Source organism: Hyphomicrobium sp. MC1, from assembly GCF_000253295.1.
Classification (GTDB): Bacteria; Pseudomonadota; Alphaproteobacteria; order Rhizobiales; family Hyphomicrobiaceae; genus Hyphomicrobium_B.
In genome coordinates this window covers 1,079,974-1,105,946 of sequence record NC_015717.1, presented here as the reverse complement: position 1 = coordinate 1,105,946, position 25,973 = coordinate 1,079,974, and the positions used below count along the sequence as shown (strand labels likewise).

29 protein-coding genes are annotated in these 25,973 nt (G+C 60.5%); 19 read left to right on the top strand and 10 right to left on the bottom strand.

What is annotated here, in order from left to right:
* Window positions 1-44 precede the first annotated feature (44 nt).
* From HYPMC_RS24450 to HYPMC_RS24120, 3 genes are all read left to right on the top strand, one after another.
* A complete protein-coding gene (locus HYPMC_RS24450; RefSeq protein WP_013946780.1) occupies window positions 45-209 on the top strand; it encodes a hypothetical protein in 165 nt (54 codons plus the stop codon).
* Window positions 210-281: 72 nt separating this feature from the next.
* Window positions 282-1,646 carry a cytochrome P450 gene (locus tag HYPMC_RS05250; protein WP_013946779.1) on the top strand — a complete coding sequence of 455 codons (1,365 nt, stop codon included), beginning with the start codon at window positions 282-284 and terminating at the stop codon, window positions 1,644-1,646.
* Window positions 1,647-1,807: 161 nt separating this feature from the next.
* Window positions 1,808-1,966: a hypothetical protein gene (locus tag HYPMC_RS24120; protein ID WP_013946778.1), complete on the top strand. Its 159-nt coding sequence runs from the start codon at window positions 1,808-1,810 to the stop codon at window positions 1,964-1,966.
* Here the strand turns inward: HYPMC_RS24120 and gatB are convergent.
* From gatB to gatC, 6 genes are read right to left on the bottom strand one after another with little or no spacing between them, the layout of a single operon-like run.
* Window positions 1,963-3,444, bottom strand: a complete 1,482-nt coding sequence (gene gatB / locus HYPMC_RS05245) for an Asp-tRNA(Asn)/Glu-tRNA(Gln) amidotransferase subunit GatB (RefSeq protein ID WP_013946777.1) — start codon at window positions 3,442-3,444, stop codon at window positions 1,963-1,965. The two genes, HYPMC_RS24120 and gatB, sit on opposite strands and share 4 nt — an antisense overlap.
* Entirely contained in the window at window positions 3,441-3,752 is a 312-nt protein-coding gene (locus tag HYPMC_RS05240; protein WP_024275555.1) for a hypothetical protein, read from the bottom strand. The genes gatB and HYPMC_RS05240 overlap by 4 nt, the downstream gene beginning before the upstream one ends.
* A complete protein-coding gene (locus HYPMC_RS05235) occupies window positions 3,742-4,092 on the bottom strand; it encodes a chorismate mutase (protein ID WP_013946775.1) in 351 nt (116 codons plus the stop codon). The genes HYPMC_RS05240 and HYPMC_RS05235 overlap by 11 nt, the downstream gene beginning before the upstream one ends.
* 4 nt (window positions 4,093-4,096) lie before the next feature.
* The gene (gene gatA, locus HYPMC_RS05230; protein ID WP_013946774.1) at window positions 4,097-5,596 is read right to left on the bottom strand and encodes an Asp-tRNA(Asn)/Glu-tRNA(Gln) amidotransferase subunit GatA; all 1,500 of its coding nucleotides are present in this window, start codon (window positions 5,594-5,596) and stop codon (window positions 4,097-4,099) included.
* Complete coding sequence (locus HYPMC_RS05225) at window positions 5,593-6,009, bottom strand: hypothetical protein (protein WP_013946773.1); 417 nt, start codon at window positions 6,007-6,009, stop codon at window positions 5,593-5,595. Before HYPMC_RS05225 ends, gatA begins: the two co-directional genes overlap by 4 nt.
* 4 nt (window positions 6,010-6,013) lie before the next feature.
* The gene (gene gatC / locus HYPMC_RS05220; protein WP_013946772.1) at window positions 6,014-6,301 is read right to left on the bottom strand and encodes an Asp-tRNA(Asn)/Glu-tRNA(Gln) amidotransferase subunit GatC; all 288 of its coding nucleotides are present in this window, start codon (window positions 6,299-6,301) and stop codon (window positions 6,014-6,016) included.
* Window positions 6,302-6,509: 208 nt separating this feature from the next.
* On the opposite strand from gatC, the gene ruvX reads away from it, so the two are divergent.
* The 5 genes from ruvX (at window position 6,510) to dprA (ending at window position 11,371) form a co-directional block, all read left to right on the top strand.
* Window positions 6,510-7,010 (top strand): Holliday junction resolvase RuvX, encoded by a 501-nt coding sequence (gene ruvX, locus HYPMC_RS05215; protein WP_013946770.1) that lies wholly within the window; start codon window positions 6,510-6,512, stop codon window positions 7,008-7,010.
* Window positions 7,011-7,220: 210 nt separating this feature from the next.
* Window positions 7,221-8,195, top strand: a complete 975-nt coding sequence (locus HYPMC_RS05210) for an aspartate carbamoyltransferase catalytic subunit (RefSeq protein ID WP_013946769.1) — start codon at window positions 7,221-7,223, stop codon at window positions 8,193-8,195.
* Window positions 8,192-9,523 (top strand): dihydroorotase, encoded by a 1,332-nt coding sequence (locus HYPMC_RS05205; protein WP_013946768.1) that lies wholly within the window; start codon window positions 8,192-8,194, stop codon window positions 9,521-9,523. Before HYPMC_RS05210 ends, HYPMC_RS05205 begins: the two co-directional genes overlap by 4 nt.
* Window positions 9,524-9,573: 50 nt before the next feature.
* Window positions 9,574-10,206 carry a glycerol-3-phosphate 1-O-acyltransferase PlsY gene (plsY, locus tag HYPMC_RS05200; protein ID WP_013946767.1) on the top strand — a complete coding sequence of 211 codons (633 nt, stop codon included), beginning with the start codon at window positions 9,574-9,576 and terminating at the stop codon, window positions 10,204-10,206.
* Window positions 10,190-11,371 carry a DNA-processing protein DprA gene (gene dprA, locus HYPMC_RS05195; protein ID WP_013946766.1) on the top strand — a complete coding sequence of 394 codons (1,182 nt, stop codon included), beginning with the start codon at window positions 10,190-10,192 and terminating at the stop codon, window positions 11,369-11,371. The genes plsY and dprA overlap by 17 nt, the downstream gene beginning before the upstream one ends.
* 34 nt (window positions 11,372-11,405) lie before the next feature.
* Here dprA and HYPMC_RS05190 read toward each other — a convergent pair whose 3' ends face one another.
* The gene (locus HYPMC_RS05190; RefSeq protein ID WP_013946765.1) at window positions 11,406-11,603 is read right to left on the bottom strand and encodes a hypothetical protein; all 198 of its coding nucleotides are present in this window, start codon (window positions 11,601-11,603) and stop codon (window positions 11,406-11,408) included.
* A gap of 202 nt (window positions 11,604-11,805) precedes the next feature.
* Here HYPMC_RS05190 and topA point away from each other — a divergent pair, with 202 nt between their 5' ends.
* From topA to rpmG, 5 genes are all read left to right on the top strand, one after another.
* Window positions 11,806-14,598: a type I DNA topoisomerase gene (gene topA, locus HYPMC_RS05185; RefSeq protein WP_013946764.1), complete on the top strand. Its 2,793-nt coding sequence runs from the start codon at window positions 11,806-11,808 to the stop codon at window positions 14,596-14,598.
* 23 nt (window positions 14,599-14,621) lie between these two features.
* Window positions 14,622-16,898, top strand: coding sequence for a ribonuclease R (rnr, locus tag HYPMC_RS05180; protein ID WP_013946763.1), 2,277 nt, complete (start codon window positions 14,622-14,624; stop codon window positions 16,896-16,898).
* Complete coding sequence (locus HYPMC_RS05175) at window positions 16,855-17,415, top strand: DUF983 domain-containing protein (RefSeq protein WP_348623178.1); 561 nt, start codon at window positions 16,855-16,857, stop codon at window positions 17,413-17,415. Before rnr ends, HYPMC_RS05175 begins: the two co-directional genes overlap by 44 nt.
* 10 nt (window positions 17,416-17,425) lie before the next feature.
* Window positions 17,426-18,130, top strand: a complete 705-nt coding sequence (locus HYPMC_RS05170) for an NUDIX hydrolase (protein WP_013946761.1) — start codon at window positions 17,426-17,428, stop codon at window positions 18,128-18,130.
* Between the two features lie 76 nt (window positions 18,131-18,206).
* Window positions 18,207-18,374 carry a 50S ribosomal protein L33 gene (gene rpmG / locus HYPMC_RS05165; protein WP_013946760.1) on the top strand — a complete coding sequence of 56 codons (168 nt, stop codon included), beginning with the start codon at window positions 18,207-18,209 and terminating at the stop codon, window positions 18,372-18,374.
* A 578-nt stretch (window positions 18,375-18,952) separates the two neighbouring features.
* On the opposite strand, the gene HYPMC_RS05160 is transcribed toward rpmG, so the two are convergent.
* Window positions 18,953-20,323, bottom strand: coding sequence for a PleD family two-component system response regulator (locus tag HYPMC_RS05160; RefSeq protein WP_013946759.1), 1,371 nt, complete (start codon window positions 20,321-20,323; stop codon window positions 18,953-18,955).
* Window positions 20,324-20,347: 24 nt separating this feature from the next.
* Window positions 20,348-20,782: a response regulator gene (locus tag HYPMC_RS05155; RefSeq protein WP_013946758.1), complete on the bottom strand. Its 435-nt coding sequence runs from the start codon at window positions 20,780-20,782 to the stop codon at window positions 20,348-20,350.
* 50 nt (window positions 20,783-20,832) lie between these two features.
* On the opposite strand from HYPMC_RS05155, the gene HYPMC_RS05150 reads away from it, so the two are divergent.
* On the top strand, window positions 20,833-21,195 hold the full coding sequence (locus HYPMC_RS05150) for a DUF3572 domain-containing protein (protein WP_244420982.1): 363 nt from the start codon (window positions 20,833-20,835) through the stop codon (window positions 21,193-21,195).
* A gap of 7 nt (window positions 21,196-21,202) precedes the next feature.
* On the opposite strand, the gene HYPMC_RS05145 is transcribed toward HYPMC_RS05150, so the two are convergent.
* Window positions 21,203-22,087, bottom strand: a complete 885-nt coding sequence (locus HYPMC_RS05145; protein ID WP_013946756.1) for a cell envelope integrity EipB family protein — start codon at window positions 22,085-22,087, stop codon at window positions 21,203-21,205.
* A gap of 130 nt (window positions 22,088-22,217) precedes the next feature.
* Between HYPMC_RS05145 and HYPMC_RS05140 the strand changes: the two genes are divergently transcribed.
* The 5 genes from HYPMC_RS05140 to HYPMC_RS05120 all read left to right on the top strand — a co-directional run bounded on the left by HYPMC_RS05140 (window position 22,218) and on the right by HYPMC_RS05120 (window position 25,916).
* Window positions 22,218-22,679 carry a RidA family protein gene (locus HYPMC_RS05140; RefSeq protein WP_013946755.1) on the top strand — a complete coding sequence of 154 codons (462 nt, stop codon included), beginning with the start codon at window positions 22,218-22,220 and terminating at the stop codon, window positions 22,677-22,679.
* 4 nt (window positions 22,680-22,683) lie between these two features.
* Complete coding sequence (locus tag HYPMC_RS05135) at window positions 22,684-23,436, top strand: glycerophosphodiester phosphodiesterase family protein (protein ID WP_013946754.1); 753 nt, start codon at window positions 22,684-22,686, stop codon at window positions 23,434-23,436.
* A gap of 117 nt (window positions 23,437-23,553) precedes the next feature.
* A complete protein-coding gene (locus tag HYPMC_RS05130; RefSeq protein ID WP_013946753.1) occupies window positions 23,554-24,726 on the top strand; it encodes a GNAT family N-acetyltransferase in 1,173 nt (390 codons plus the stop codon).
* Between the two features lie 44 nt (window positions 24,727-24,770).
* Window positions 24,771-25,190: an HIT family protein gene (locus tag HYPMC_RS05125; protein ID WP_013946752.1), complete on the top strand. Its 420-nt coding sequence runs from the start codon at window positions 24,771-24,773 to the stop codon at window positions 25,188-25,190.
* A gap of 84 nt (window positions 25,191-25,274) precedes the next feature.
* Window positions 25,275-25,916 carry an NAD(P)-dependent oxidoreductase gene (locus HYPMC_RS05120; RefSeq protein ID WP_013946751.1) on the top strand — a complete coding sequence of 214 codons (642 nt, stop codon included), beginning with the start codon at window positions 25,275-25,277 and terminating at the stop codon, window positions 25,914-25,916.
* Window positions 25,917-25,973 lie beyond the last annotated feature (57 nt).

The window sequence follows — 25,973 nt, the reverse complement described above, 5'->3', positions numbered from 1 at the left end:
CGGCCTTCTCATCCACCCCTTTCCTGGCATCGAGGCCGTTTTTCATGTCTAAGACGTCGTTGAAGAATATTCAGAAGCAGAAGAAGAAAGCCCGCCGCACCATCGACCGTCCGGCTCAGTCGCGGATCCAGGGCAACACGGCCGCCGCTCGCAAGCGCCTCAAGAAGCTTTCCGGCATCGCCCGCGCGAAAAAGGCAGTGGCCGCCTAGACATCGGGCCGCCGCTACCTAGCTATACTCCGTCAACGCCGGCGCATCGTGACGACGTGAGCAAGAAGCCTTATGACACCTGCGCTCTATCCGCCGACGGTGACACCGCCGGCGCAGCCTTTGCCGCTGCTTCCCTTCCTGAGGCGTTTCATCCGCAATCCGCTGCGGGCGATTCCTCAGGCGGTCTATGAAGAGCCGGTCGTTACCTATGGCAAGAAGCGTCCGCTGCTTGCCTGGGTGACAAACCCGGCGCTCATCGAAAACATTCTCGTCAAAAACGCTGAGCAGTTCCCCAAGACGCGCCTCGATCTGCGCGTCCTGCGGCCCATCGTCGGCGACGGCCTGCTGACCGCCCAGAACGAGAGCTGGCGCTGGCAGCGTAAGATTGCGAGCCCGCCGTTCCGGCACACCGAGCTTTTGACGTATGTGCCGACGATGGTCGACGCGGCCGACGAATGCATCGCGCAATGGCGTCAGCGCGGTTCTGCGCCGTTCACGACCGACGTCGAAGCCGCCATGACCGATGCGACGTTCGCCGTCGTCGCGCGCACCGTCCTCGCCGGCATCAACACCGCCGAGGGCGATCGCATCAAGGCATCGAGCCGTTCCTATCTCGATCCGATCTCATGGGAAGTTGCCGCGTCGATGCTGCAGTATCCCGAAACCTATTGGCATCCGGGTAAAGCCCGCATGCGTCGTTCTGCAGACGAGCTGAGGGCAATCATGCGCCGCCTCGTCGCGCATCGCCGTAGTGGCGGAGCATCAGGTAACGATCTTGTCGCCCGCATGCTGGCTGCGAAAGATCCCGACACGGGCGAACCGATGTCCGACGACATGCTCGCCGACAATCTGGCAACCTTCCTGTTTGCCGGCCATGAGACGACCGCGAAGGCCCTCACCTGGACCCTCTATCTTCTCGCCCGTGCACCGGAATGGCAGGACCGTCTCCGCGACGAAATTTCAGCCGTCGCAGGTTCGGCGCCGATCACGCCCGAAACCGTCACCAAATTGCCGACGGTGTCGCGCGTGCTGAAAGAGGCGATGCGCCTCTATCCGCCGGCTCCCGTCATGACGCGCGTCACGGCAGTGGAGATGGATATTGGCGGCAAGACGCTGCCGAAATCGACACTGATTGTCATGCCGATCTTCATCATCCATCGCCATCGCGCATTGTGGGAAGACCCCAATCGCTTCGATCCGGATCGCTTTCTTCCCGAGAAGGAAGCTCGGTACGCGCGCACCCAATTCATGCCCTTTGGCTATGGCCAGCGCATTTGCATCGGCTCGTCGTTTGCGATCCTCGAAGCGACCGCCATCCTGGCAACGCTTCTGCGCCACGCCCGTTTCGAATGGGACGGCAAGTTCGCGCCGGAACCCGTCAGCCGCGTAACGCTCCGGCCGAAAGGCGGCATGCCGCTGACCGTCCGCCCACTGTGAAGTTGCTCCACGCGCGCAGCGGCGACATTAGGAAAGCATTTACGCCGCGTTAGCGAAGTCCAAATTTTACTGTCGCAATTGCAGCCTTGGCGTGAGCGCGGCTGAAAACAGTCAGTGCTATGATTTGTCGCATCATAAGAACCGCCTCCAAGGAGAGGCCAATGACGATGACAAAAATAGCCTACCTGATCGCAGCAATCGCACCGGGCGGACTGATCCTACTGGCGTGCCTCGGCATCGCTCACGTCGCAATGACCGGCCTGAAAGACAGAAGGGCCAGACTGGCCCTTCAAACGGTGCCGGTCAAAGCCGGACGTTAAATCCCGAGCTTGCCTTTCAGGATCTCGTTGACAGCGGCCGGGTTCGCCTTGCCGCCAGTCGACTTCATCACCTGACCGACGAACCAGCCGAGCATCGAGGGCTTCGCCTTCGCCTGCTCAACCTTCTCGGGGTTGGCGGCAATGATTGCATCGACGGCCTTCTCGATGGCGCCGGTATCCGTCACCTGCTTCATGCCACGCTTTTCGACGATCTCCGCCGGATCGCCGCCCTCAGTCCAAACGATCTCGAACAGATCTTTGGCGATCTTTCCCGAGATGGCGTTGGAGCCGATCAGATCGACGATGCCGCCGAGCTGCCCCGCCGAGACGGGGCTTTCCTCGATCGACTTGCCTTCCTTGTTCAAGCGCCCGAACAGCTCGTTGATGACCCAGTTGGCAGCGAGCTTGCCGTCGCGGCCCTTGGCAACCGTCTCGAAGTAATCGGCCGATGACCGCTCGGCGACGAGCACGTCGGCGTCGTAGCCCGACAACCCGAAGCTCTTCATGAAGCGCGCACGCTTCTCGTCCGGAAGCTCCGGCAGCCCCGACTTCAAATCGTCGACGAAGCCCTGCGTCAGCTCCAGTGGCAGCAGATCGGGATCGGGGAAGTAGCGATAGTCGTGCGCTTCTTCCTTCGAACGCATCGACCGCGTTTCGCCTTTGCCGGAATCGAACAGCCGCGTTTCCTGATCGATCTTGCCGCCATCTTCGATGATGTCGATCTGACGGCGCGCTTCGTACTCAATCGCCTGGCCGATGAAGCGGATCGAGTTGACGTTCTTGATCTCGCACCGCGTGCCGAGCTCGTCGCCCGGCTGCCTTACCGACACGTTGACGTCGGCACGCAGGTTGCCCTTCTCCATGTCGCCGTCGGACGTGCCGAGGTAACGCAGAATGGTCCGCAGCTTCGTGATGTACGCCTGCGCCTGCTTAGAGGACCGGAGATCCGGCCGCGAGACGATTTCCATCAACGCAACGCCCGAGCGGTTAAGATCGACGTAGGAATAATCGGGATGCTGGTCGTGCAGCGACTTGCCCGCATCCTGTTCGAGATGCAGACGCTCAACGCCGATCTTCAGCGTCTCGCCATCCACTTCGATCTCGATCTCTCCCTCGCCGACGATCGGCTGCTTGAACTGCGAGATCTGATAGCCCTGCGGCAAATCCGGATAGAAGTAATTCTTGCGGTCGAACACGCTCTTCAGATTGATCTGAGCCTTGAGACCCAGTCCCGTGCGGATCGCTTGCGCCACGCATTCGCGATTGATGACCGGCAGCATGCCCGGCATTGCCGCGTCGACGAGCGACACATGGCTGTTCGGATCCGCGCCAAAGCCGGTCGAAGCGCCAGAAAACAGTTTCGACTTCGAGGCGACCTGGGCGTGGACTTCCATGCCGATCACCACTTCCCAGTCGCCGGTCGCGCCTGCGATAAGGTTCTTCGCCTTCGGCTTTTCAGCGACCTTCTGAGAACTCATTTTCCGCCTCCAGTCCGGGCCTTCATGGCGTAGCCGATAGCTGCATAGATAAAGCCGAAAACAAGGGACACGATGAACACGCCCGCTGCAGCCCGGCCCAGGTTTGGCGCGTCCCAGATGCGCAGCAACGTCACGATGTAAAGCAGTGCCGCGCCGGCCGCCGCACCGCCAAATCCGGCGATCAAAATCTTGGATTTATCATCAGCGCGCTGGCCGAGCATATACGCCACGATGATCGTTGCCGGATTGAAGATGCCGTAAAGCAGAACCTCTGTCAGCGGCACGTCCGGCTGAAAGTCAGGCCCCACCGTTTGCTCCCGGCTTGTCACTGCTGTCTTGCACCTGACGAAGCTTCTCTTCCTCGTACTGCACGAACCAACCGATCATGTTGCGCCATTGGGCGCCGACCATCTCGATCATCTCAGGCGGCATCCCCTTTTCGGAGGCCCGCGCTTTGACCCGGTCGATGACCTGTTGAATGCGCCACTGAACGACGGCGCCTTCGCGCGTCGACATCTTGAGTTGCCACGCCCTGTCGACGTAGCCGTAGCGCTCGGTGATCAGATCGACGAGCGCATTATCGATCCGATCGATCTCGCTACGCACCTGGGACATGTCTGCGCATTCCCACGGACGTTTTGGGTCCATGATCTTAGCCCTTCATCCACCATGCGTCCGGCACGGCAAACCGTCCGGCAGCGTCTTCAATAACCTGTGCGGTCCGGAACAGCGTTTCCTCGTCGAAGGGCTTGCCGATGAGCTGCAGCCCAAGCGGCGTGCCCTGCGAGGAAAGTCCGCCCGGAATGGACATGCCCGGCAGACCGGCCATGTTCACCGTCACAGTAAATATGTCCTCTAGATACATCGCCAAGGGATCGCCAGACTTTTCGCCGAATGCGAACGCGGGCGACGGCGTCGTCGGCGTCAGCACGACATCGACCGAATTCCAGGCGTCGTCGAAGTCCTTCTTGATGAGCGTGCGGACCTTCTGCGCCTTGAGATAATAGGCGTCGTAATAGCCCGCTGAGAGCACATACGTGCCGATCAGGATGCGGCGGCGCACTTCCTTGCCGAAACCGGCAGCGCGCGTCTTCTCGTACGTGTCGATCAGATTGTCGCCGCTAACGCGCAGGCCGTACCGCATACCGTCATAACGAGCGAGGTTCGATGAGCACTCGGCAGGCGCCACGATGTAATACGCGGGAAGCGCATATTTCGTGTGCGGCAGCGAGATGTCATGGATCGTCGCTCCGGCCGATTTCAGCCACGCGATGCCATCGTCCCAGAGCTTCTGAATTTCGGCCGACATGCCATCGACGCGATACTCTTTCGGAATACCGACGCGCAGGCCTTTGACGCCCTTGCCAAGCGCCGCCTCGTAGTCGGGAACCGGCGCATCGACCGACGTCGTATCCTTCGGATCGTGGCTCGCCATGGCTTTCAGCATCATCGCACTGTCGCGAACTGTCTTTGCGATCGGCCCGGCCTGATCGAGCGACGAGGCAAACGCCACGATGCCCCAGCGCGAGCAGCGGCCGTACGTCGGCTTGATGCCCACCGTACCCGTCAGCGCTGCGGGCTGGCGGATCGAACCGCCCGTATCCGTTGCCGTCGCCGCCAGGCAAAGGTTGGCCGCAACCGCCGATGACGAACCGCCCGACGAGCCGCCGGGAACAAGTTTGTCGGCCGACGTTTTGCCGTCAGCGCTTTTCCGCCGCCATGGGTTGACGACGTTGCCGAACGCGCTCGTCTCGTTTGACGATCCCATCGCGAACTCGTCGTTATTGAGCTTGCCGAGCATGACCGCACCGGCGTCCCACAAATTCTGCCCGACCGTCGACTCATACGTCGGCTTGAAATCGTCGAGGATCTTCGAGCACGCCGTGGTGCGGATGCCGTTCGTGCAGAACAGATCCTTGTTGCCGATCGGCAAGCCTTCCAGGGGACGCGCATTGCCTGCTGCGATCCGCTTGTCGCTTTCTTTCGCCTGTGCGCGCGCGTGTTCCGGCGTCGGCAAGACGTAAGCATTCAGGGCGCCATTACCCTTATCGATTGCCGAGAGAAAGGCATCCGTCAGCTCAAGTGCCGTGAATGACTTTTTCTGAAGTCCGTCCCGGGCTTCAGCCATGGTGAGTTTGGTAAGATCGGTCACCGCTCGACTTTCCCTTTTAAACCTTTGCAGCGCTCATAAACCAGCGCCTCCGTTCCGCTTCTGACCTCGATGCGGTCGGCATCCAGACGCGTGAACGTCACCGTCTGTGCGTATTCTTCTGCGCCTTCTGAGCACTGCATCTTGCCCTCGAAGACGTTCGACTTCACTTCGCGTAGCGCTGCAAAATTGCAGCCGCCTTCCCAACTTCCCGTTCCTTCACGCGTCAACGTCAGCGGATAGGTCGCGATGTTCGGCGCATCCTTGCCGTTCTGGATATCCTCGAGTTTCTTGCATCCGGTTGTCGGCGAGTACGTCCCGTCGCCGACGAACGCGGCGTCAAGCTTCGTTTCCTCAGCCTGCGCCATCCCGGAAGCCAGCATCACTGCTGCAACAGCAAGCAACGCATGAAACATTCGGTCACTCCACGACCTTGGGCACCACGAAGAAATTGTCTTCCGCCATCGGCGCATTCGCCGTGATCTGGTCGGCAATCTCGCCGTCCGTCACGACGTCGTCCCGCATCTTGAGCTTTTGATCGACGACCCGCGTCATCGGCTCGACCGCCGACGTATCGACCTCATCGAGTTGCTTGACCCAGTCGAGAATGCCGGAAAGCTCCTTCTCGAGACCCTTGGCCTCCTCGTCGCTCACCTTGATACGGGCGAGGCGCGCGATACGGCGAACGGTCGCTTCATCGACCTGCATGAAAAGTCCCTTCAAGAAATCGGGGGATTGCGCCGCTCTCATAACCGGGCGAACGCCACCAATGCAACCAGCGGCGGCATTCCGCAAGGGGTTCAAGTCACGGAAACGGACCGGGAAAGCCGGATAAGGCCCGTTGGCGATGCCAATTTGTCGCCGGACCTGCTAGAGCGTTGCGTCATGACCCTTTGCAGCCGAAATTAGGCGCCCAGTGACACAACCCACCGTTTCCCCGCCGTCGGGACTAACCACCGAAGATCACCATCACTTTCGCGACGCCACGACCGGCGCGGGCCGGCTGATCGGGATCGACGCCGGAACGAAGACGCTCGGCCTTGCCCTGTCTGACGTACGGCGCACGATAGCGTCCCCCCTCGAAACGATCCGCAGGACAAAGTTCACCGCTGATGCGGCACGACTGTTTGCCATCGTCGCCGAGCACGGCGTCTCGGGGTTTGTGCTTGGCCTGCCGCGAAATCTCGACGGCACTGAAGGCCCACGCGCCCAGGCCACCCGCGCACTTGCCCGCAACCTCAACAAGTTGTCGCCGCTGCCGATTCTGCTCTGGGACGAACGCCTGACGACTGCCGAAGCCGAACGCATGCTAATTGACGCCGATCAGACCCGCAAACGCCGCGCCGCGGTCATCGACAAGCTCGCTGCCACCATAATCCTGCAAAGCGCCCTAGACCGCCTGAAGCAGGACAACTAGCGGCAATCGTCCAAATGTCATCCTCCCGCTTGTGCTGAGGATGACAAAAGGCGCAGCTGGTGACCCCGTCGAACGGTGCGCCACACTCGCTTTGTCCCCGACTTTCGGCCACACGAAGCGTGGCATTTCAGGCTCCGTTAAGAGGTTTGCGATTGATGTCGCGCCCCGAGCTTGCGGCCCCGCAAGACTCCCCCTATAGAAGCGCCTTTAATGACAACGAAATCGAATTCCAACGCGCTGAAGGTTTTTCCGCGCCGCCATTTGCTGACCTGCGAAGGTTTGTCAGCCAATGAGATCAATTTTCTTCTCGATCTCGCGGACCGGAACGCTGATCACATCCGCAACAATGGCCGCAAGCGGCAGGTCCTCGCGGGCCGAACGCTGATCAATCTCTTCTTTGAATCGTCGACACGCACCCAGTCGTCATTCGAGATGGCGGGCAAGCGCTTGAGCGCCGACGTCATGAACATGAATGTCGCGACGTCGTCCGTCACGAAGGGCGAAACGCTCGTCGATACCGCCGTGACGCTCAACGCCATGCGGCCGGATATCATCGTCGTGCGCCATCACGCGGCTGGCGCAGTCGAACTTTTGTCTCAGAAAGTCGATTGCTCGGTCATCAACGCAGGTGACGGCGCGCATCAGCATCCGACGCAAGCCCTGCTCGATGCGCTGACGATCCGTCGCGCAAAAGGCCGCGTCGCCGGACTGACGGTCGCGATCTGCGGCGACATTCTCCATTCGCGCGTCGCGCGCTCCAACATCAACGTCTTGAACGCGCTCGGCGCTCACGTCCGCCTCATTGCTCCGACGACGCTTCTGCCCTCCTCGCCCGAACGGCTCGGCTGCGAAGTTTTCACCGACATGTGGAAAGGCATCGAAGGCGTCGATATCGTCATGATGCTGCGTCTGCAGCGCGAACGGATGGAAGCATCCTACGTTCCCTCCAGCCGTGAATTCTTTCACTTCTTTGGCCTCGATCACGAAAAGCTCGCTCGCGCCAAGCCCGATGCGCTTGTCATGCATCCAGGGCCGATGAACCGCGGCGTCGAGATCGCCTCGACCGTTGCCGATCATTCCAGAAGCGTTATCCGCGAGCAGGTAGAAATGGGCGTTGCAGTTCGCATGGCCGTTCTTGAAGCCTTGTCTGCGCACCTTCCCGGCTTCGCGGAGGATGCGCCATGAGAAAACCGATCGAAAAGCCGAAGAGCGTCGGCCCCGCAACCGTCTTCATCAATGCTCGCCTGATCGACCCGGCATCGAACCGCGATGAGCCCGGCGGCCTTCTGGTCAAGGACGGCTTGATCGCCGATCTCGGCAGCCATCTGCGCCGCAACGCACCGGAAGGCGCGTCGGTCATAGACTGCAAAGGTCACATCCTGGCTCCTGGTTTGATCGACGCACAGGTCTTCACCGGCGAACCCGGCTACGAACATCGCGAAACGCTCAAGACTGCGAGCCACGCTGCCGCGGCAGGCGGCGTTACGACCATCGTTGTCATGCCGGATACCAATCCGGTGATCGACCAAGTCGCGCTCGTCGATTTCATTCAGCGCCGCGCCCGCGACAACGCCCTCGTCCACGTCCACACCATGGCCGCGATGACGAAAGGCTTGCAGGGCGAGGAAATGACCGAAATCGGTCTGTTGAAACGCGCCGGCGCCATCGCCTTCTCGAACGGCAAAGCGAGCGTGGTCAACACCCGCGTGATGCGCAACGTCCTGAGCTACTCCAAAGACTTCAACGCCCTCGTCGTGCATCACACTGAAGACCCGTATCTCTCGACAGGCGCCATGAACTCGGGCGAAGTCGCGGCACGTCTCGGCCTCTCCGGCGTTTCCAAGATCTCCGAGACCATCGCCCTCGAACGCGACGTTCGCCTCGTCGAAATGACGGGCGGGCGCTATCACGCCGCAACGATCAGCTGCCAGGAAAGCCTCGACGTCATCAAGGCCGCCAAGGCCAAAAAACTGCCTGTCAGCTGCGGCGTCTCGATCAATCATCTGACGCTAAACGAGAACGACATCGGCCCGTACCGCACGTTCTTCAAGGTGCGTCCGCCTCTGCGGCGTGAGGAAGACCGCGTCGCCATGGTCCAAGGTGTCGCCAACGGCGATATCGACATCATCGTATCGAGCCACGACCCACAGGACGCCGACACCAAGCGGCGACCGTTTTCGGAAGCCGCCGACGGCGCCGTGGGCCTCGAAACGCTGCTCTCTGCCGCGCTCCGGCTCGTTCACTCCGGCGACATGACGCTGTCGGCCATGCTGAAAGCGCTGACCATCAACCCCGCGCGACTGCTCGGTCTGCACTCCGGCCGACTTGCGAAGGGCTCCATCGCCGACCTCGTCCTGTTCGACCCCGGCGAACCCTGGGTCGTGAACAAGGATCTCCTGCGTTCGCGCTCCAAGAACACGCCCTTCGATGAGGCCAAGATGCAAGGCCGCGTCTTGAGGACGATGGTCGCGGGCCAGACCGTTTATGAATACGCTGGCGTCGAACGCACCTAGGCATTACCTCTCTCGGCGACGCTCCATTTCGCACACGAGAGATTCCAGTCATGAGCTTGTTGTCACCCTTGGCTTTGCTGACGGACAACGGCTCATGGCAGCCGCACGCCGTGGCGGCACTTCTCGGTTATCTGCTCGGCTCCATTCCGTTCGGCCTACTGCTGACACGCGCCGCCGGACTGGGCGACATCCGCAGCATCGGCTCGGGCAACATCGGTGCGACCAACGTCCTCCGAACGGGCAATAAAAAGCTCGCCGCAGCGACGCTTCTGCTTGATGCCGCCAAAGGCGCCGCCGCCGTCCTGATCGCACGCGCCTGGCTCGGCGAAACCGCCGCGATGGTGGCCGGTCTCGCAGCCTTCCTCGGACACATCTATCCGGTTTGGCTTGGTTTCAAAGGCGGCAAGGGCGTCGCGACGTACGTCGGTGTTCTCATTGCCCTCGCTTGGCAACTCGCTCTGCTTTTCGCCGTGCTTTGGCTTGCAGTTGCGAAAGTCGGCAAGATATCCTCGCTTGCGGCCATCGTTGCGACGATCGCCGTTCCCGTCGCCGCCTGGATATGGGGAGACCGCGCGCTCGCCATCACCGTCACTCTGATGAGCATCGTGGTGCTCATCAAACATCGCGCCAATATCGAACGTCTGATGGCTGGGGAGGAGCCGCGGATTGGCTCCAAAACCTGATCAGCCCGAGCTTTTCATTCCCGCGCCGCCGCCTGCCGGGCTCTCCGATGAAGAACGGATCGCCTGCCTGCGCCTGATCCGCTCGGAGAATGTCGGCCCTGTCACCTTTCGTGATCTGATCAATTATTACGGCGGAGCGGCGAAAGCGCTAGAGATCCTGCCGACGCTCTCGCGGCGTGGCGGCTCAGGGCGGCCGATCCGAATTTGCCCAAAAGCCGACGCCGAACGCGAACTCGCAACTGCCGCACGCATCGGTGCAATGCCGTTCTTCACGATCGAGCACGGGTATCCGCAGGTTCTGGGAGGCATCGAAGCTCCGCCGCCGATGCTTTATGTGAAGGGTGATCTGAACCTGCTGAAACGGCCGTCCATAGCCATCGTTGGCTCGCGCCAATCCTCAGCAGCAGGCATGCAACTGACCAGATTGTTTGCGAGCCAATTGGCGGAAGCAGGCTTCGTCATCGTATCCGGCCTTGCCCGCGGCATAGACAAAGCTGCACACGACGCGTCTTTGGGCAGCGGAACGATCGCTGTGGTCGCCGGAGGCATCGACTGGGTCTATCCGCCGGAACACGCCGAGCTTCAGGCCCGCATCGGTACGGAAGGCTGCCTCGTCACGGAACGCCCTCCCGGATTGAAACCCCGCGATAAGGACTTCCCCCGCCGCAATCGCATCATTGCGGGCCTCGTCTATGGCGTCGTCATCATCGAAGCCGCCGCCCGCTCAGGCACGCTCGTCACCGCCCGCTACGCGAACGAGCTCGGCCGCGAGGTCTTCGCCGTCCCCGGCCACCCACTCGACCCGCGCGCGGAAGGCACTAACCGCCTGATTAAGCAGGGCGCCACGCTGGTGACGGAGGTCTCGGATATTATAGAGGTCTTGAGGCCGATCCTTGGTATCGAAGAACGCCGGTTCGATTTCACCGACCGAGAGCCGCAACCAACCGCCCTCCCATCACCTCCCGCACCCGAGATGGCATCCGAAGACGTTCTGAATGCCGTTCTGACGGCCCTAGGGCCCGCGCCCGTCGCCACTGACGCCATCGCCCGCCAAACGGGCCTTAACGTCCAAGCCGTGCAGGTTGCCCTCCTGGAACTCGATCTGGCGGGGCGTATCGAACGGCAGGGCCAAAGCCTTGTCGCCCTGAAGGCGACCGCGATTTGAGCCCAGCGACCGCTCCTTACGCTCGTTAGGAGCCTCACCTGAGCGTCTCGCGTTGTGCCTCGGCGTGCGATATCGCGAGCATGCGAGACAGCTTCCGGCACCCATGCTGGTCCGCCATTTGCTGCAATTGTCCCAGCAAATCAGCGAGATACTCAAGCCGTTCCCGCCGCTCATCGCCCGAACCGCCGGAAAGCCGATTATGATGCAAATCGTCCATTGTGCTTGCGATCATTCCCACCACCATCCATATCCCGAGAACATCTTACTCGCCAAATGGTGGCAACATCAACAAAAATACAATCAAAAATAGAAAGACCGGGCATTTGACAGCGCCGCGACGATCAACCATGTTCCCGGCCCGCCGGGCGGCAGAGATGAAGCCCGCCAATCCGCAGCAATTGCGGGTTTAACGGCGTGAGGAGCGAAATCGCCAGATGAACGTCGTCATCGTCGAATCCGCCGCTAAGGCCAAGACGATCAATAAATATTTGGGCTCGGGTTACAAGGTCATCGCGTCCTACGGGCACGTGCGCGACCTGCCGGCCAAAGATGGCTCCGTCGAGCCCGATCATGATTTCAACATGCACTGGGAAGTCGATACGAAATCCCAGAAGATCATGCGCGAAATCGCCGAAGCGGTGAAAAAGGCCGACAAGCTGATCCTCGCGACCGACCCTGATCGCGAAGGCGAAGCCATCTCCTGGCACATCCTGCAAATTCTCAATCAGAAGAAGGCGCTCGGCAAAGACACCGAAGTCGAGCGCGTAGCGTTCAATGCCATTACCAAGCAGTCGATCCTCGCCGCGCTGAAAGAGCCGCGCAAGATCGACGAGCCGCTGGTTGACGCCTACCTCGCCCGCCGGGCGCTGGATTATCTCGTTGGTTTTACGCTGTCTCCCGTTCTGTGGCGCAAGCTTCCGGGCTCGCGTTCGGCGGGCCGCGTCCAATCGGTGGCGCTTCGCTTGGTTTGCGACCGCGAAGCCGAGATCGAGGCGTTCAAGACCGAAGAATACTGGACGATCGAGGCGCTCCTTTCGACCGCCAAGAACGAAGACGTCCGCTCGCGCCTCGTCGCTATCGACGGCACGGCGCTGAAGAAACTCGACATTAAAGACGAAGCGACCGCGACAGCAATCCGCAAGGCGCTGCTCGGGCAGGATTTCCGCATCGCGTCCGTTGAGAAGAAGGCCACGAAGCGCAATCCGTTTCCGCCGTTCACGACGTCCACGCTCCAGATGGACGCTTCCCGCAAGCTCGGCTTCTCCGCCAAGCAGACGATGCAGATCGCCCAGCGCCTCTACGAAGGTGTCGACATCGGCGGCGAGACAGTCGGCCTCATTACTTATATGCGAACCGACGGCGTCCAGATCGTACCGGAAGCCGTCAGCCAGATCCGCGACGTGATCTCGGCCGAATACGGCAAGAACTACACGCCCTTCGCGCGCGAATACAAAACCAAGGCCAAGAACGCCCAGGAAGCGCACGAAGCCATCCGCCCGACCGATCCGCGCCGCAAGCCCGACCAGGTCCGCAAGCACCTCGAAAAGGATCAGGCCGCGCTTTACGACCTGATCTGGAAGCGCACCATCGCCAGCCAGATGGCCGCCGCCGACATCGAGCAGACGACAGCGGAAATCGACGTCAAAGGTTCCGACGGCAAAGCTTATGGCCTCCGCGCCAACGGCTCGGTTCTGATGTTCGACGGCTTCCTCAAGGTCTACGAGGAAGGCCGCGACGACCGCGTTCGCACCATCGAAAAAGGCAAGGACGACACTGCCGACGAGGACGACGACAGCCGTCGCTTGCCGCCGCTCGCAGTCGGCGATCGCCTGAAAGACAAAGAGATCAGCGCCGACCAGCATTTCACGCAGCCGCCGCCGCGTTTCTCGGAAGCGACGCTCGTGAAGCGCATGGAAGAGCTCGGCATCGGCCGGCCGTCGACCTATGCTTCGACGATGGCCGTGCTTGTCGATCGCGACTACGTCCGCATCGAGAAGAAGCGTCTGATCCCGGAAGATAAGGGCCGCCTCGTCATCGCGTTCCTCGAAAGCTTCTTCAAGCGCTACGTCGAATACGATTTCACCGCCGACCTCGAAGAAAAGCTCGACCTCATCTCCAACGACGAGCTGGAATACAAGCAAGTGCTGCGCGACTTCTGGCGCGACTTCATGGCGGCCGTCGGCGAGATCAAGGATCTGCGCGTCGGCGACGTCCTCGAAGCGCTGAACGAGATGCTTGGACCGCACGTCTTCCCCGATAAGGGCGACGGCAGCGATCCACGCCTCTGCCCGAAGTGCGGCACTGGACGCCTGAGCCTGAAAATCTCAGGCAAGTATGGCGCCTTCATCGGCTGCGGAAATTACCCAGAGTGCAACTATACCCGTCAGCTGACGCAAAGCTCCGACGGCGACGCCGCCGCGCTCGACGGCAAAATCCTCGGCTACAACGATGACGGTCTTGCCGTCACGATGAAGACGGGCCGCTTCGGACCTTACATCCAGCTCGGCGAAGCCGAAGGCGACGAGAAGCCGAAGCGCTCCAGCATTCCGCGCGGCATCGACGCTGCGACCCTCGATTTCGAACGCGCGATGCAGCTTCTGTCGCTGCCGCGCGATGTTGGCGAACATCCCGACGAAGGCGGCATGATTACAGCCGGTCTCGGCCGTTTTGGACCGTTCATCGTACATGAGAAGGACGGCGCGAAAACGTACGTCAACCTCGAAAGCCTGGAAGACGTCTTCACGGTTGGCCTTAATCGCGCTGTCACGCTCATCGCTGAAAAGCGCGCAGGCGGTGGCAAGAGCCGCTTCCAGCGTAACGCACCGAAGGTCGTGAAAGACCTGGGGCAGCACCCGAGCGAAGGCGGAGCAGTGCAGGTGCTCGAAGGCCGTTATGGTCCCTACGTCACGCACAATAAGGTCAATGCCACCGTTCCCAAGGCGAAGAACCCCGCCGAGCTGACGATGGACGAAGCCGTCGCCCTCATTAACGAGCGCACCGCCAACGGCGGTGGCAAGAAGGGCAAGCCCGCGCGCGGTGCCAAGGCAAAAGCCGCGAAGGACGACAAACCCGCGAAAGCGCCAAAAGCTGACAAGGCCGCCGCACCGAAAGCCGCGAAGAAGCCAGCCGCAACGAAAACCGCAGCGGCCAAAGCCGAAAAAGCGCCAGCCAAGAAAGCACCTGCAACGTCCGCTGGAGCCAAGAAACTCGCGAGGGCAAAGGCCTGACCGCAAAACGACGAGGCGCAAAGGTGGCCCGCAAATCGAGCCCGGCGCGAGCCCCGGCCGATGGCGGTCTGCCGAGCAAGGAGCAGATTCTCGAATTCCTGAATTCCGCTCCGGGCAAAGCCGGCAAGCGCGAGATCGCTCGCGCCTTCGGTGTATCAGGCGGCGCGAAGATTGCGTTGAAGCGCCTGCTCGCCGAAATGACGGAAGAAGGCGCCCTCTCAGGCGACAAGAAGCACTTGCGCGAAAAGGGCAAGCTGCCGCCCGTCACGACGCTTGAAGTCACCGGCCGCGATGACGACGGCGACCTTCTTGCTAAACCTCTTCAGTGGGAAGAGTCCGACGGCAAGCGCCCAGTCGTTCGCGTTGTCGCGACCCGCGATGGACGCGACGCTGAGATCGGCATCGGCGATCACATTCTTGCGCGCCTGCAAAAGTTGCCCCGCGGCAGCGGGCAGGCGTCTTACGAAGCGACGCCGATCAAGAAGCTGCCACGCGAGAAGCGCCGGCTGCTCGGCATCTTCCGCGCGTCGAAGCGCGGCGGCGGCACCATCGAACCGATCGACCGCAAGGAATTGAAGAGCTGGCCGATCCTGCCCGACGATACGGGCAGCGCGGAAGACGGCGACCTCGTGCGCTTCCAACTCAACCGACGTGGCCGCTTTGCGACGCCGCGCGCCGAAATCGTCGAAAGCCTGGGCAATCCCGACGATCAGCGCAAGATTTCGCTCATCGCCATTCACGCCCACGGCATCCCAGAGGACTTTCCTGAATCCGTCCTGCAAGAGTGCGAGACGCTCCCGCCTCCGACGATGGATGGCCGCACGGACCTCCGAAACGTCCCGCTGTTGACGATCGACCCCATCGACGCCCGCGACCATGACGACGCGGTGCACGCCGAGCCCGACACCGATCCGAAAAATTCCGGTGGCTTCATCGTCACCGTCGCCATCGCCGACGTTGCCCACTACATTCGTCCGGGCTCGAAGCTCGACCGCGAGGCGCAACTGCGCGGCAACTCGGTCTACTTCCCTGATCGCGTCGTGCCGATGCTACCAGAGAAGATTTCAAACGACCTCTGCTCGCTGCGTGAGCTTGAGGAACGCCCCTGCCTCGCCGTTCGCATGATCTTCGACAAGCATGGCGAGAAGCGAAAGCACACGTTCCTTCGCGCCATGATGAAGTCGGCCGCGAAGCTCTCCTACCAGGAAGCGCAGGCCGCCATCGATGGCAAACCCTCCGACAAATGCCAGCCGCTGATGGAGCGCGCGCTGCTCCCGCTGTGGGCAGCCTATCGCGCCGTCGCGAAAGCCCGCGACAACCGCGGCCCGCTCGACCTCGATCTGCCCGAGCGCCGTATCGTGCTCGACGAGGAAGGCAAGGTTGCGCGCGTCGTCACACCGGAACGACTCGAAGCCCATCGCCTGATCGAAGAGTTCATGATCCAGGCGAACGTCGCTGCCGCCGAGACGCTCGAAGAAAAGCGCCTGCCGCTTGTCTATCGCGTTCACGATCAACCGAGCCCCGAGAAGCTCAAAGGCCTGCGCGACTTCCTCGAAACGCTCGATATGAAAATTCCTCACGCGGGCGCGCTAAAGCCGGAAGCCTTCAATCGCGTGCTTGAGCAGGCGAAAGACCTTCCCGTACCGGATCTCATCAGCGAAGTGATCCTGCGCTCGCAATCGCAAGCCGAATACAATCCGAAGAACATCGGCCACTTCGGCCTGAACCTCGTGCGCTATGCACACTTCACGTCGCCGATCCGCCGCTACGCCGACTTGATCGTCCATCGCGCGCTGATCCGCGCATTGAGCCTCGGCCCCGACGGATTGACCGACGATGAAATTCCGCGTCTCGCGAGCGTCGCCAAGGCCATCTCAGATACCGAGCGCCGCGCCATGTCCGCCGAGCGCGAGACGACCGACCGTCTGATCGCCGCTCACCTGGCCGATCGCATCGGAGTGACGTTCACGGCGCGCATCGCTGGCGTAACGCGTTCTGGTCTATTCGTGCGCCTGAAGGACACCGGCGCCGACGGCTACATTCCGATTGGAAGCCTCGGAAACGACTACTATCACCACGTCGAAGCCGCCCACGCATTGATCGGCGCGCGCTCCGGCGAAGGCTATCGCCTTGGTGATACTGTTGAAGTCCGCTTGCTTGAGGCAATTCCCTCGGCAGGCGCATTGCGTTTCGAAATGCTGACGGAGCCCTCGCCCGGCAACTTCGGCTCGGGAAAGACCTTGCGGCGCAACACAGGTGGCAAACGAAAATTCGGAAAGTTCCGCGGGCAACGACGCTAACGCCGCAGGACAGGAGGCCCACCTTGACCTCGGAAACGGAAAACCCCATCACCTAGCCATGGCCAACCCAGCCGACAAGATTATCGACGCTGACGCCCAGACGGATCGTAATCTCTGGCAAGCGATGGGGCGCGGCTGGCGACAGCGCTGCCCATGCTGTGGCACCGGACGGATCTACGGCAAATATCTCAAAGTCAACGACATCTGCTCCGATTGCGGCACGGAGTTTTTCCATCAGCGCGCCGACGACGCTCCTCCTTATTTCGTCATGACGATCACCGCACACGTCATCGTCGCTGGCATTCTCATCACCGAACAGCTCTATTCGCCGCCAACCTGGGTGCAGCTTTCGATCTGGATGCCGGCGCTGGTGATCTTGAGCCTCTGGCTGCTGCCGCGCGTCAAAGGTGCGTTGATCGGATATCAGTGGGCGCTTCGCATGCATGGCTTCGGCGATCCGAGCCTCGACGAGCCTGAGAAATGGCCGCCAGCTCCGGCCGAGACGGACACGCGGTAACGAGCCGTCCATGTCCGCGGAGCCACTCGACAATCCTACGTCCGATGTTCCCGTTCGCGACGCCGCGTGCCTGCTCGTCGCCGACCTCAGCAACGCCGAACCCAAACTGCTGATGGGACGCCGTCATTCCAATCAAGTCTTCCTGCCCAACAAATGGGTCTTCCCCGGCGGTCGCGTCGAAGACGAAGATCGCCACTTCGCAAAGCAGTTCGCAGGACAATTCTCGCCTGCCGATCTGGCCGACGAGATCAAACCATTTGCGCTTGCAGGCATCCGCGAGCTTTTCGAGGAGACAGGGCTGCTGATCGGCAAAGAAGGTGCACTGCCCGAGACATTGCCTGCCTGGCAGACGTTTGCCGCATCAGGGCAGGCACCAGCTCCCGCGAACCTCATTCCGTTCGCGCGCGCGATAACGCCGCCGGGCCGCGTTCGCCGTTACGATACTTGGTTCTTCCTTGCAGTTTCCGAAGCGGTCTCTGCCGATCGCTCTGCGACGGACGACGAGCTGCTGGATCTTGGATGGTTTACGCTAACGGAAGCCGCGGCGCTCGATTTGCCAAACATTACGCGGCTTGTGCTTAATGATGTGGCCGAACTTCTCGAAGCCGCGCCGGTATTTCGCAACAGCGCCGAACTCCTGCCTTTCTATTATTCCGCAGGCTCATCCTTCCACCGCGACCTGATATCGTGTAAAGTCGCACCTCCGATGCCTTGACACGGCAAAGTTGACGCGTATGTTGCGCGCTCCCTGGCCAAGGTTTCTTGGCATTTTTCACTTAAGGCCACTATCCATGGCAAAGCCAGTTACGCAGAAAATCAAATTGTTGTCGTCCGCCGGAACCGGTTTCTTCTACGTCACGAAGAAAAATCCGCGCACGGCAACCGAAAAGCTTGTTTTCAAGAAGTACGACCCCGTTGCGCGTAAGCACGTGGAATTCAAAGAAACAAAAATTAAATAAACCGCGCTGCTGCTCAGCCGATTACGGCTGAACTTGACGGATATCAATCGCGTTGAGGAAGCTCTGGCTGATGATGTGGCCAGGGCTTAAAGCAAACTCGGCAGCGGGGTAAATCGTTCCGAGACAGCTTCGCAACCCTGGCCACGACCGGGCGAGGTTCAAAGAGGGCGTTGTTCCCCACCCAGCTTCGCGATCGATCCTCCGCAACCGTTCGAGGAGGCCACTCGTGTGGTCGCTTGGTTCGATCATACCCACTCTACCAGGCTTTGCGGCGGGCCCGATAGCGCGGGATTTTATAGGCGTCACCTCACAGCGAGTGCACGCAAGGCCGACGTCAAAATCGCAAGAATTCCTATTTATCCCCACTTAGACGCGTAGATTGGTGCCAGATTACGACGCGGAAAGCAACAACTGCTTTACTGTGTCGCTGGCGCTACGATTCACGCAAGCTTGGCTGTATGGCGTTCACAACTAACTGACAGAAAAGCATAGCTATTTTCTGACATCTGCGTGACGGTTGCGTTGTTCTCAAATTGCGGCTTGCCCGCAAGCAACGTGACTTTCGGCTAAAGTCTCATTTACGCGGCGTCGACGACAACGCGGTTCCGGCCGCGTCTTTTGGCGATGTAGAGGGCGCTATCCGCCCGCTTGAACATCGTCTCCGGCGTGTCGTCTGCCGTCTCCAACGTGCCGATCCCTACGCTCGCCGTCACCCGGATATTCTGACCATCACCGATCCGGAATTCATCGGAGGCAACGCATGCGCGCAGGCGCTCGCCGACCTGATAAGCGTGCGTTAGATCAGTGTCCGGCATAATGATCACGAACTCCTCGCCGCCGAACCGGCAGGCAAGATCGATCCCGCGCGTATTGCGCCGCAAGCGCACGGAAAACTCCCTCAGCACTTCATCACCGACATCGTGCCCGTAGGTATCGTTGACGTTCTTGAAGTGATCGATGTCGGCGACCAGCATCGACAGGCTGCGCCCGGTCCGGGCCGCTTCCGAAACAAGCGTCCGCAAATGGCCTTCCATGTAGCGACGGTTATGTAGCCCGGTCAGCGAATCCGTAATCGACAGCTCGACGCTTTCCGCGAGCCGATGGCGAAGAAAATCCGAATGCCGCTTCCGCTTGATCTGGGTTTTGACACGCGCCAGCAGTTCATGGCGATCGATCGGCCGCATCAGGTAGTCGTTGACGCCCATATCGAGGCCGCGCAGCAATCGTGCTTCATCGCCGGGTTCGACCAGCATGATAACCGGTAGATGCCGCGTCCGTTCGAGCGATCTGACCTGCGAGCAAAGCCGCAAGCCGTCCGAGCCGCTCAATGAAAGACTGACGATGAGCAGATCAAATCCGCCCTCGGCGAGCCGAACGAGCGCCGTCTGCGCATCCCGTTCGAGATGCGCGTCGTTCGCGCGCGACAGCACTTCAAGCAAACGCGTCGCCGACCGCTCATGATCGTCGACCAGCAGAACACGCCCTGTCCTCGCCGACAGAGCCCGCGCGAGGGAGCCGTCGTCGGGAATGCCCATGGTTCGGCCCGTCGACGCGCGCATCATCATTTCGTCGTTGAGCATTTTGAGGCGTGCAAGGTTCCGCACACGCGTCACGAGCGCGATGTCGTCGACCGGCTTGGTGAGGAAATCATCCGCACCGCTCTCCAGCCCGAGAACCTTGTCGGACGGCTGATCGAGGGCGGTGACCATGACGACGGGAATGTGGTGCGTGAGATGACTACCTTTAATGCGGCGGCACGTTTCGAAGCCGTCCATGCCGGGCATCATGACGTCGAGAAGCACGACGTCGACGCTCTCATGCTCAAGGATATCGAGCGCCTGCTGCCCGCTGTTCGCCGTGAGAACTTCGAAATATTCCGCCTGAAGCCTCGCTTCGAGAAGCTTCACGTTTGCCAGAATATCGTCGACGACGAGAACGCGCGCGGTCATGAGCTGAAAAATCTTTGAAGAATACTAGGCCTTCGATGCACCGATGAACTTCCGGACGGTTTCGAGGAAAGACGTGACGGAGATCGGTTTCGAGATGTACGCTTCGCAACCGCCTGAACGGATGCGTTCTTCATCGCCTTTCATCGCAAAGGCCGTGACCGCGACGATGGGAATTTGGCAAAGCGTATCGTCGTCCTTTAGCCAGCGCGTGACCTCTAGCCCGGATACCTCCGGCAGCTGAATGTCCATCAAGATGAGATCGGGACGATGCTTGCGCGCGAGTTCGAGAGCCTCGAAGCCGTTGCGCGTCTGAATTGTCTGATAACCGTGCGCAACAAGGAGATCGTTGAAGAGCTTCATATTGAGCTCGTTGTCTTCAACGATCAGGACAGATTGCGCACCGAGCAGCGGCTCGGGCGAACGACGCTCGACGCTCATTCCCGTTTCCTGATACGTCATAGCAACCGCCTAGGCTCCTTGCGGCCGTTGTGCACCGATTCTCCGTTGAATTGGCGCTCGACTTTGCCCCTGAAAGCGGTAACCAACAGTTAACGACACCTCGACGATTAGGTAACCATATGTTCCGATCGAAGCCCGCGCGATTGACCGAGGAACGGGCAGAAGCACTCGCGTTGCAGATACTGACGTACGTGCTCGCCGACCCCAAGCAGATTTCGCGCTTTCTGGCGCTGACCGGAAGCGACCCGCAAGACCTTCGCAACATCGCCTCTTCGCGCGAGATGCAGCTGGCGACGCTCGAGTTTCTATTGTCCGATGAAGGGCTTCTTCTGGCATTTTGCCAGGAGAACGGGATTGACCCGGCGCTGATTGCGCCGGCCCATCAGCTACTCGCCGGCCCGATCGACGACTGAAGTAAATTTATTTCGTCGGCGCCGCCGTGGCGGGGCACTTACCGGGTTCAAGGAACGTCAGCTCCTTGAGATCGCCCCTGATCGAAAACTCACCGTAATCGATCTTGAGATCGCTCGTGACGCCATTCTCGAAATAGCGGAACGACAGCTCGTAAGCGGGCGTCTGATCTTCGTGCTCTTTGCCGGCGTCGAAATAGCTGATCGTCATCGGCCAGGATTCGACCTTCGCCAGCTGATCGGCACCCTTGAACGTGCCGACAGACGCATCCGGACCAGTCCCGAATTTTTTGCCGATGATCGTATTGGTTAGGTAGTATTTCTCGCCCTTCTCCGAACCGTCGTAGAGATTGGCGGTGAACATCTTGACACCGCTCTTGGCGGCTTGAACCAAGGTTGAAGCGTGCTGCATCGGGAAATAAATGTCGGTCGGCAGCGACAACCGCTTCTTGGCGGGCTTCACGAGATCGACGCCGACGACTGGCGTCGCGCCCTTCGTCCTTAGCGCATCGCCTTGGCTCGAATCCGCTAGCTCATCGTTCTGATATTGCGTCGATGAAAAACGGAGCTTCTTGGCGTCCGCCTCTTCCCAGCTCGAATTTCTAAGATCGCTAACCGTCTCGACGCCATCCTGGTTCGTCATCACAGTGACGAAGCGCATGTTCTGCGTATAACCCTCGCACGGCGAGCCCTTCAGCTCATAAACCATCCGGCCGACGATTCCGGTCACGCCCGAGCCCGCCGAAGCATCGCCCAAAGACAGATCGTATACGGCGCGATGCGGCGAAAACGGCACAAGCTCTGCAGCTGCCGCAGAATGGCTCGCCATTCCCGATGCAAGGCCCGCTACCAGGGTCGAAAGCGCTACCAAAGCGTAGCCAAAACGCGTCGTCATCGAACTTAGCTCGCTCTCCGGGCGGAAAAGGCTATAGGTACCGCAAACAAGATGGCAGATAAAGCATTTACAAAAGGGCGTTGCGACGGCCACAAGCTACTGAACAACCTAAACATCGAGTAATCTTTCAATGACCTCCATCGAACAGCGGCTGGCCGAATTGGGCTTAAAACTCCCCGAGGCTCCGCAACCCGTTGCCAACTACGTGCCGTTTCTTCTTTCGGGCGATCAACTCTTCATTTCAGGTCAGGTCGCCAAGGACGGCGCCGGCCGCATTCTCACGGGAACGCTCGGCGCCGGTGTCTTGATCGAGGAAGGCCAGGAAGCCGCTCACCACTGCGCACTCAACCTGCTGGCGCAAGCCAAGGCAGCCCTCGGCGATCTCGGCCGCATCGTGCAGGTCCTGCGACTCACGGGCTTCGTCGCCTCCGCACCGAACTTCTACGACCAGCCGAAAGTCATCAACGGCGCATCCGACTTGATGGTCGCCGCCCTGGGCGATGCAGGCCGCCACACCCGTTCCGCCGTTGGCGTCGCGAGCCTGCCGTTGAACGCCTGCGTCGAGATCGACGCTATCTTCAAGGTGCGCTGACGTCATGGCCAATCATGCCGCGTTTTTCCGGCCCGTCGCGCACCGTGGGCTGCACGACAGCAAACGCGGCATCATCGAAAACACCGGCCCCGCATTCGAAGCGGCCATTGCGGCCGGTTACGGCATCGAATGCGATATCCGTCCGATCAAACGTGGCGTTCCGGTCGTTTTTCATGACGAGACATTGCAAAGGCTCGTCGGTGGCCGCGGCCTCGTCGCTGACCTGAAGGAAAGCGACCTCAAAACACTGCGCCACCGCGACAGCGACACGCCCATTCTCACGCTCCCCGCACTGCTCGATCTGGTCGCCGGACGCGTGCCACTTCTGATCGAGATCAAAAGCGAGTGGGAGCCGCCGAACAAAACGTTCATCGCCAATATCGCAGCGGCAGTCGCTGCGTACCCAGGCCCCATCGCGTTGATGTCATTCGACCCCGCCGTTATGGTCGCGATAAGGACAGCCGCCCCTGAGATCCTGCGCGGTATGGTCTCCGGCAGCTATGAAGGACCGGGCTGGTGGCCGCGCAAGATCGGTAAGGCCCGCGCCAAAGACCTTCGCGATCTGCTCGAATCGGGCGCCGTCGCACCTGATTTCTACGCCTACGAAGTCGATGCGCTGCCGACGCCCGTCACCGAATTCGTGCGCCGGACGTTAGGTCTTCCCGTTTTCACCTGGACGGTCCGTACCGCCAAACAGCGCCGCATCGCCGAAACATGGGCAGATGCCATGATCTTCGAAGGCTTCCGGCCCGAGTAGCCGCAGCCCGCGACACTGCGTGCCTCCCGCGCCGCGCGTGACAGCCCTGCCGTGTAATCGCTTTGATCCTATATCAAGGCGTTGCATAGACTTTGCGCAGGCGCGACAAACGACCGAATGCCTATATTTTCCGACACCGCCGTCAATCTCGTTCCTTCGATCGCGACACTCGATGCCGCGCAGTGGGACGCATGCGCCAATCCCGATCCGGCGACTTTCAATCCGTTCGTCAGCCACGCCTTCCTGAAGGCATTGGAGGATTCGCATACTGTTGGCCGGCAGACCGGCTGGCTGCCGCGCCACCTCGTCATCAATGACGATGATGGAAACATCGCTGCCGTTGCCCCCGCCTACGTCAAATCCCACAGTCAGGGCGAATACGTTTTCGATCACGGCTGGGCCGATGCTTATGAGCGCGCAGGCGGGCGCTACTATCCAAAGCTTCAGATTGCCATCCCGTTCACGCCTGTTCCCGGCCCACGCCTCCTCGTCAAACCGGGCGAGAAAGCGCGCGCCGACGAACAGGTGCTGGCAGCCGCCGCAATTGAAGTCGCGCGCCAGGGCGGACTGTCATCCGTACACCTGACCTTCCTGAATGCCGAAACGGCCGAACGTTTGAAAGAGTTCGGCTTCCTGACGCGCGTCGGCCAGCAGTTCCATTGGCAGAACGACGGCTACGCATCATTCGATGATTTTCTGGCGTCGCTCGCCTCGCGCAAACGCAAGGCCGTCAAAAAGGAACGGCAGGCCGCCCTCGCACCCGGTATCGAGATCGAGCAGATCTCCGGCAAAGACATCACCGAAGACCATTGGGACGCGATGTTCACGTTTTACATGGACACCGGCAATCGCAAATGGGGCCGCCCTTACCTCAACCGCACGTTCTTTTCGCTGCTGGGCGAGACGATGGCCGAACACTGCCTCCTCGTATTCGCTAAGCGTGACGGGCGCTACATCGCAGGCGCTCTCAACATGATCGGCGGCGATTGTTTGTACGGCCGCTACTGGGGCGCCACGGAGCACCATCCGGCCCTGCATTTCGAGGTCTGCTATTACCAAGCCATCGACTATGCCATCGCCAACAAGCTGCCGCGCGTCGAAGCGGGCGCCCAGGGCGAGCACAAGCTCGCGCGCGGCTACTTGCCGGTCGAAACCTATTCGGCCCACTGGATCGCCGATCCATCGTTCCGCCGCGCCGTCGAGCGTTTCCTGACGCAAGAGCGTGAGGCCGTCGCCCAGATGAATGCCGACTTGACCGAAATGGGTCCCTATCGCAAAGACGAGGCCTGAAGCGGCCCCGGCCGGGTGCCGCGATACCGGGCCGAGCGAACACCATGTCCTATGACAATTCCAATATCTTCGCGAAAATCCTGCGCGGCGAAATCCCGTGCCACAAAGTCTACGAGGATGCTGACGCCATCGTCTTCATGGACGTGATGCCCCAGACGTCGGGCCACACGCTCGTTGTGCCGAAAGCGCCGTCGCGCAACCTGCTCGATGCCGATCCGGCTGTGCTCGCAAAGATCATCCCGCTGGTGCAGAAGGTCGCCATCGCCGCCAAAGCCGCCTTCAACGCCGACGGCATCAGCATCGCCCAGTTCAATGAACCGGCTGGCGGGCAGACAGTGTTTCACCTGCATTTCCACATCATGCCGCGCTACGAGGGCAAACCCCTTCAGTTGCATGCGCGCCAGATGGAAGATGCCGCCATTCTTGCAGCCAACGCCGAGAAGCTGAAAGCAGCGCTGGCGTAACTTAACTGAGTGAGGAGCCGGGCGTGCTCCCCTTCACGGCACGCCCTCGGAAGCCCACTTCTAAACTCGATAAGGAGGTGCGCCATGTCCGTTGTCCTTGTTATCGGCGCTAGCAGCGGGATCGGCTACGAAACTGTGAAAGCCGCACTCTCTGCTGGTCACGAAGTCCGCGCATTCTCGCGCTCGGCAAAGAACATATCGATCAGCCACCCTAAACTCGTGAAGCTCAACGGTGATGCGCGCTCGAGCGCAGATGTCAGTGCCGCGATGCAAGGCGTGGACGCTGTCATTCAATCACTTGGCGTCAAAACGCTAACCGAGCTTGCCTTTGGCACAACGATCTTTTCCGAAGCAACGCGCGTTATGGTCGACAGAATGCAGCAGACCGGCGTTCGCCGCCTTGTCATGGTGACCGGTATCGGCGCCGGGAACAGTCGTGGGCGCATTCACCCTCTCTATGATTACGTGATGTTTCCGCTGTTCCTGCAGCGCGTTTATTCCGACAAAGACATCGCCGAAGATATCGTTCAGAAAAGCAACCTCGACTGGACTATCGTCCGGCCTGGATTGCTGACAAATGCGCCAGCCAAGAAGCGCTATAAGGTACTGAATGACATGAAGGACTGGCGCCGAGGCGCAATATCCCGCGCTGATGTTGCGGACTTCATGGTCAAGAGCCTCGCCGATCCAACCACGTACGGAAAAACGCCGATCCTCGTCGACTGAGACGCTCCAACAAAAACGCCGGGCTTCGAGCCCGGCGTTGTGAATTTCAATCTAAAA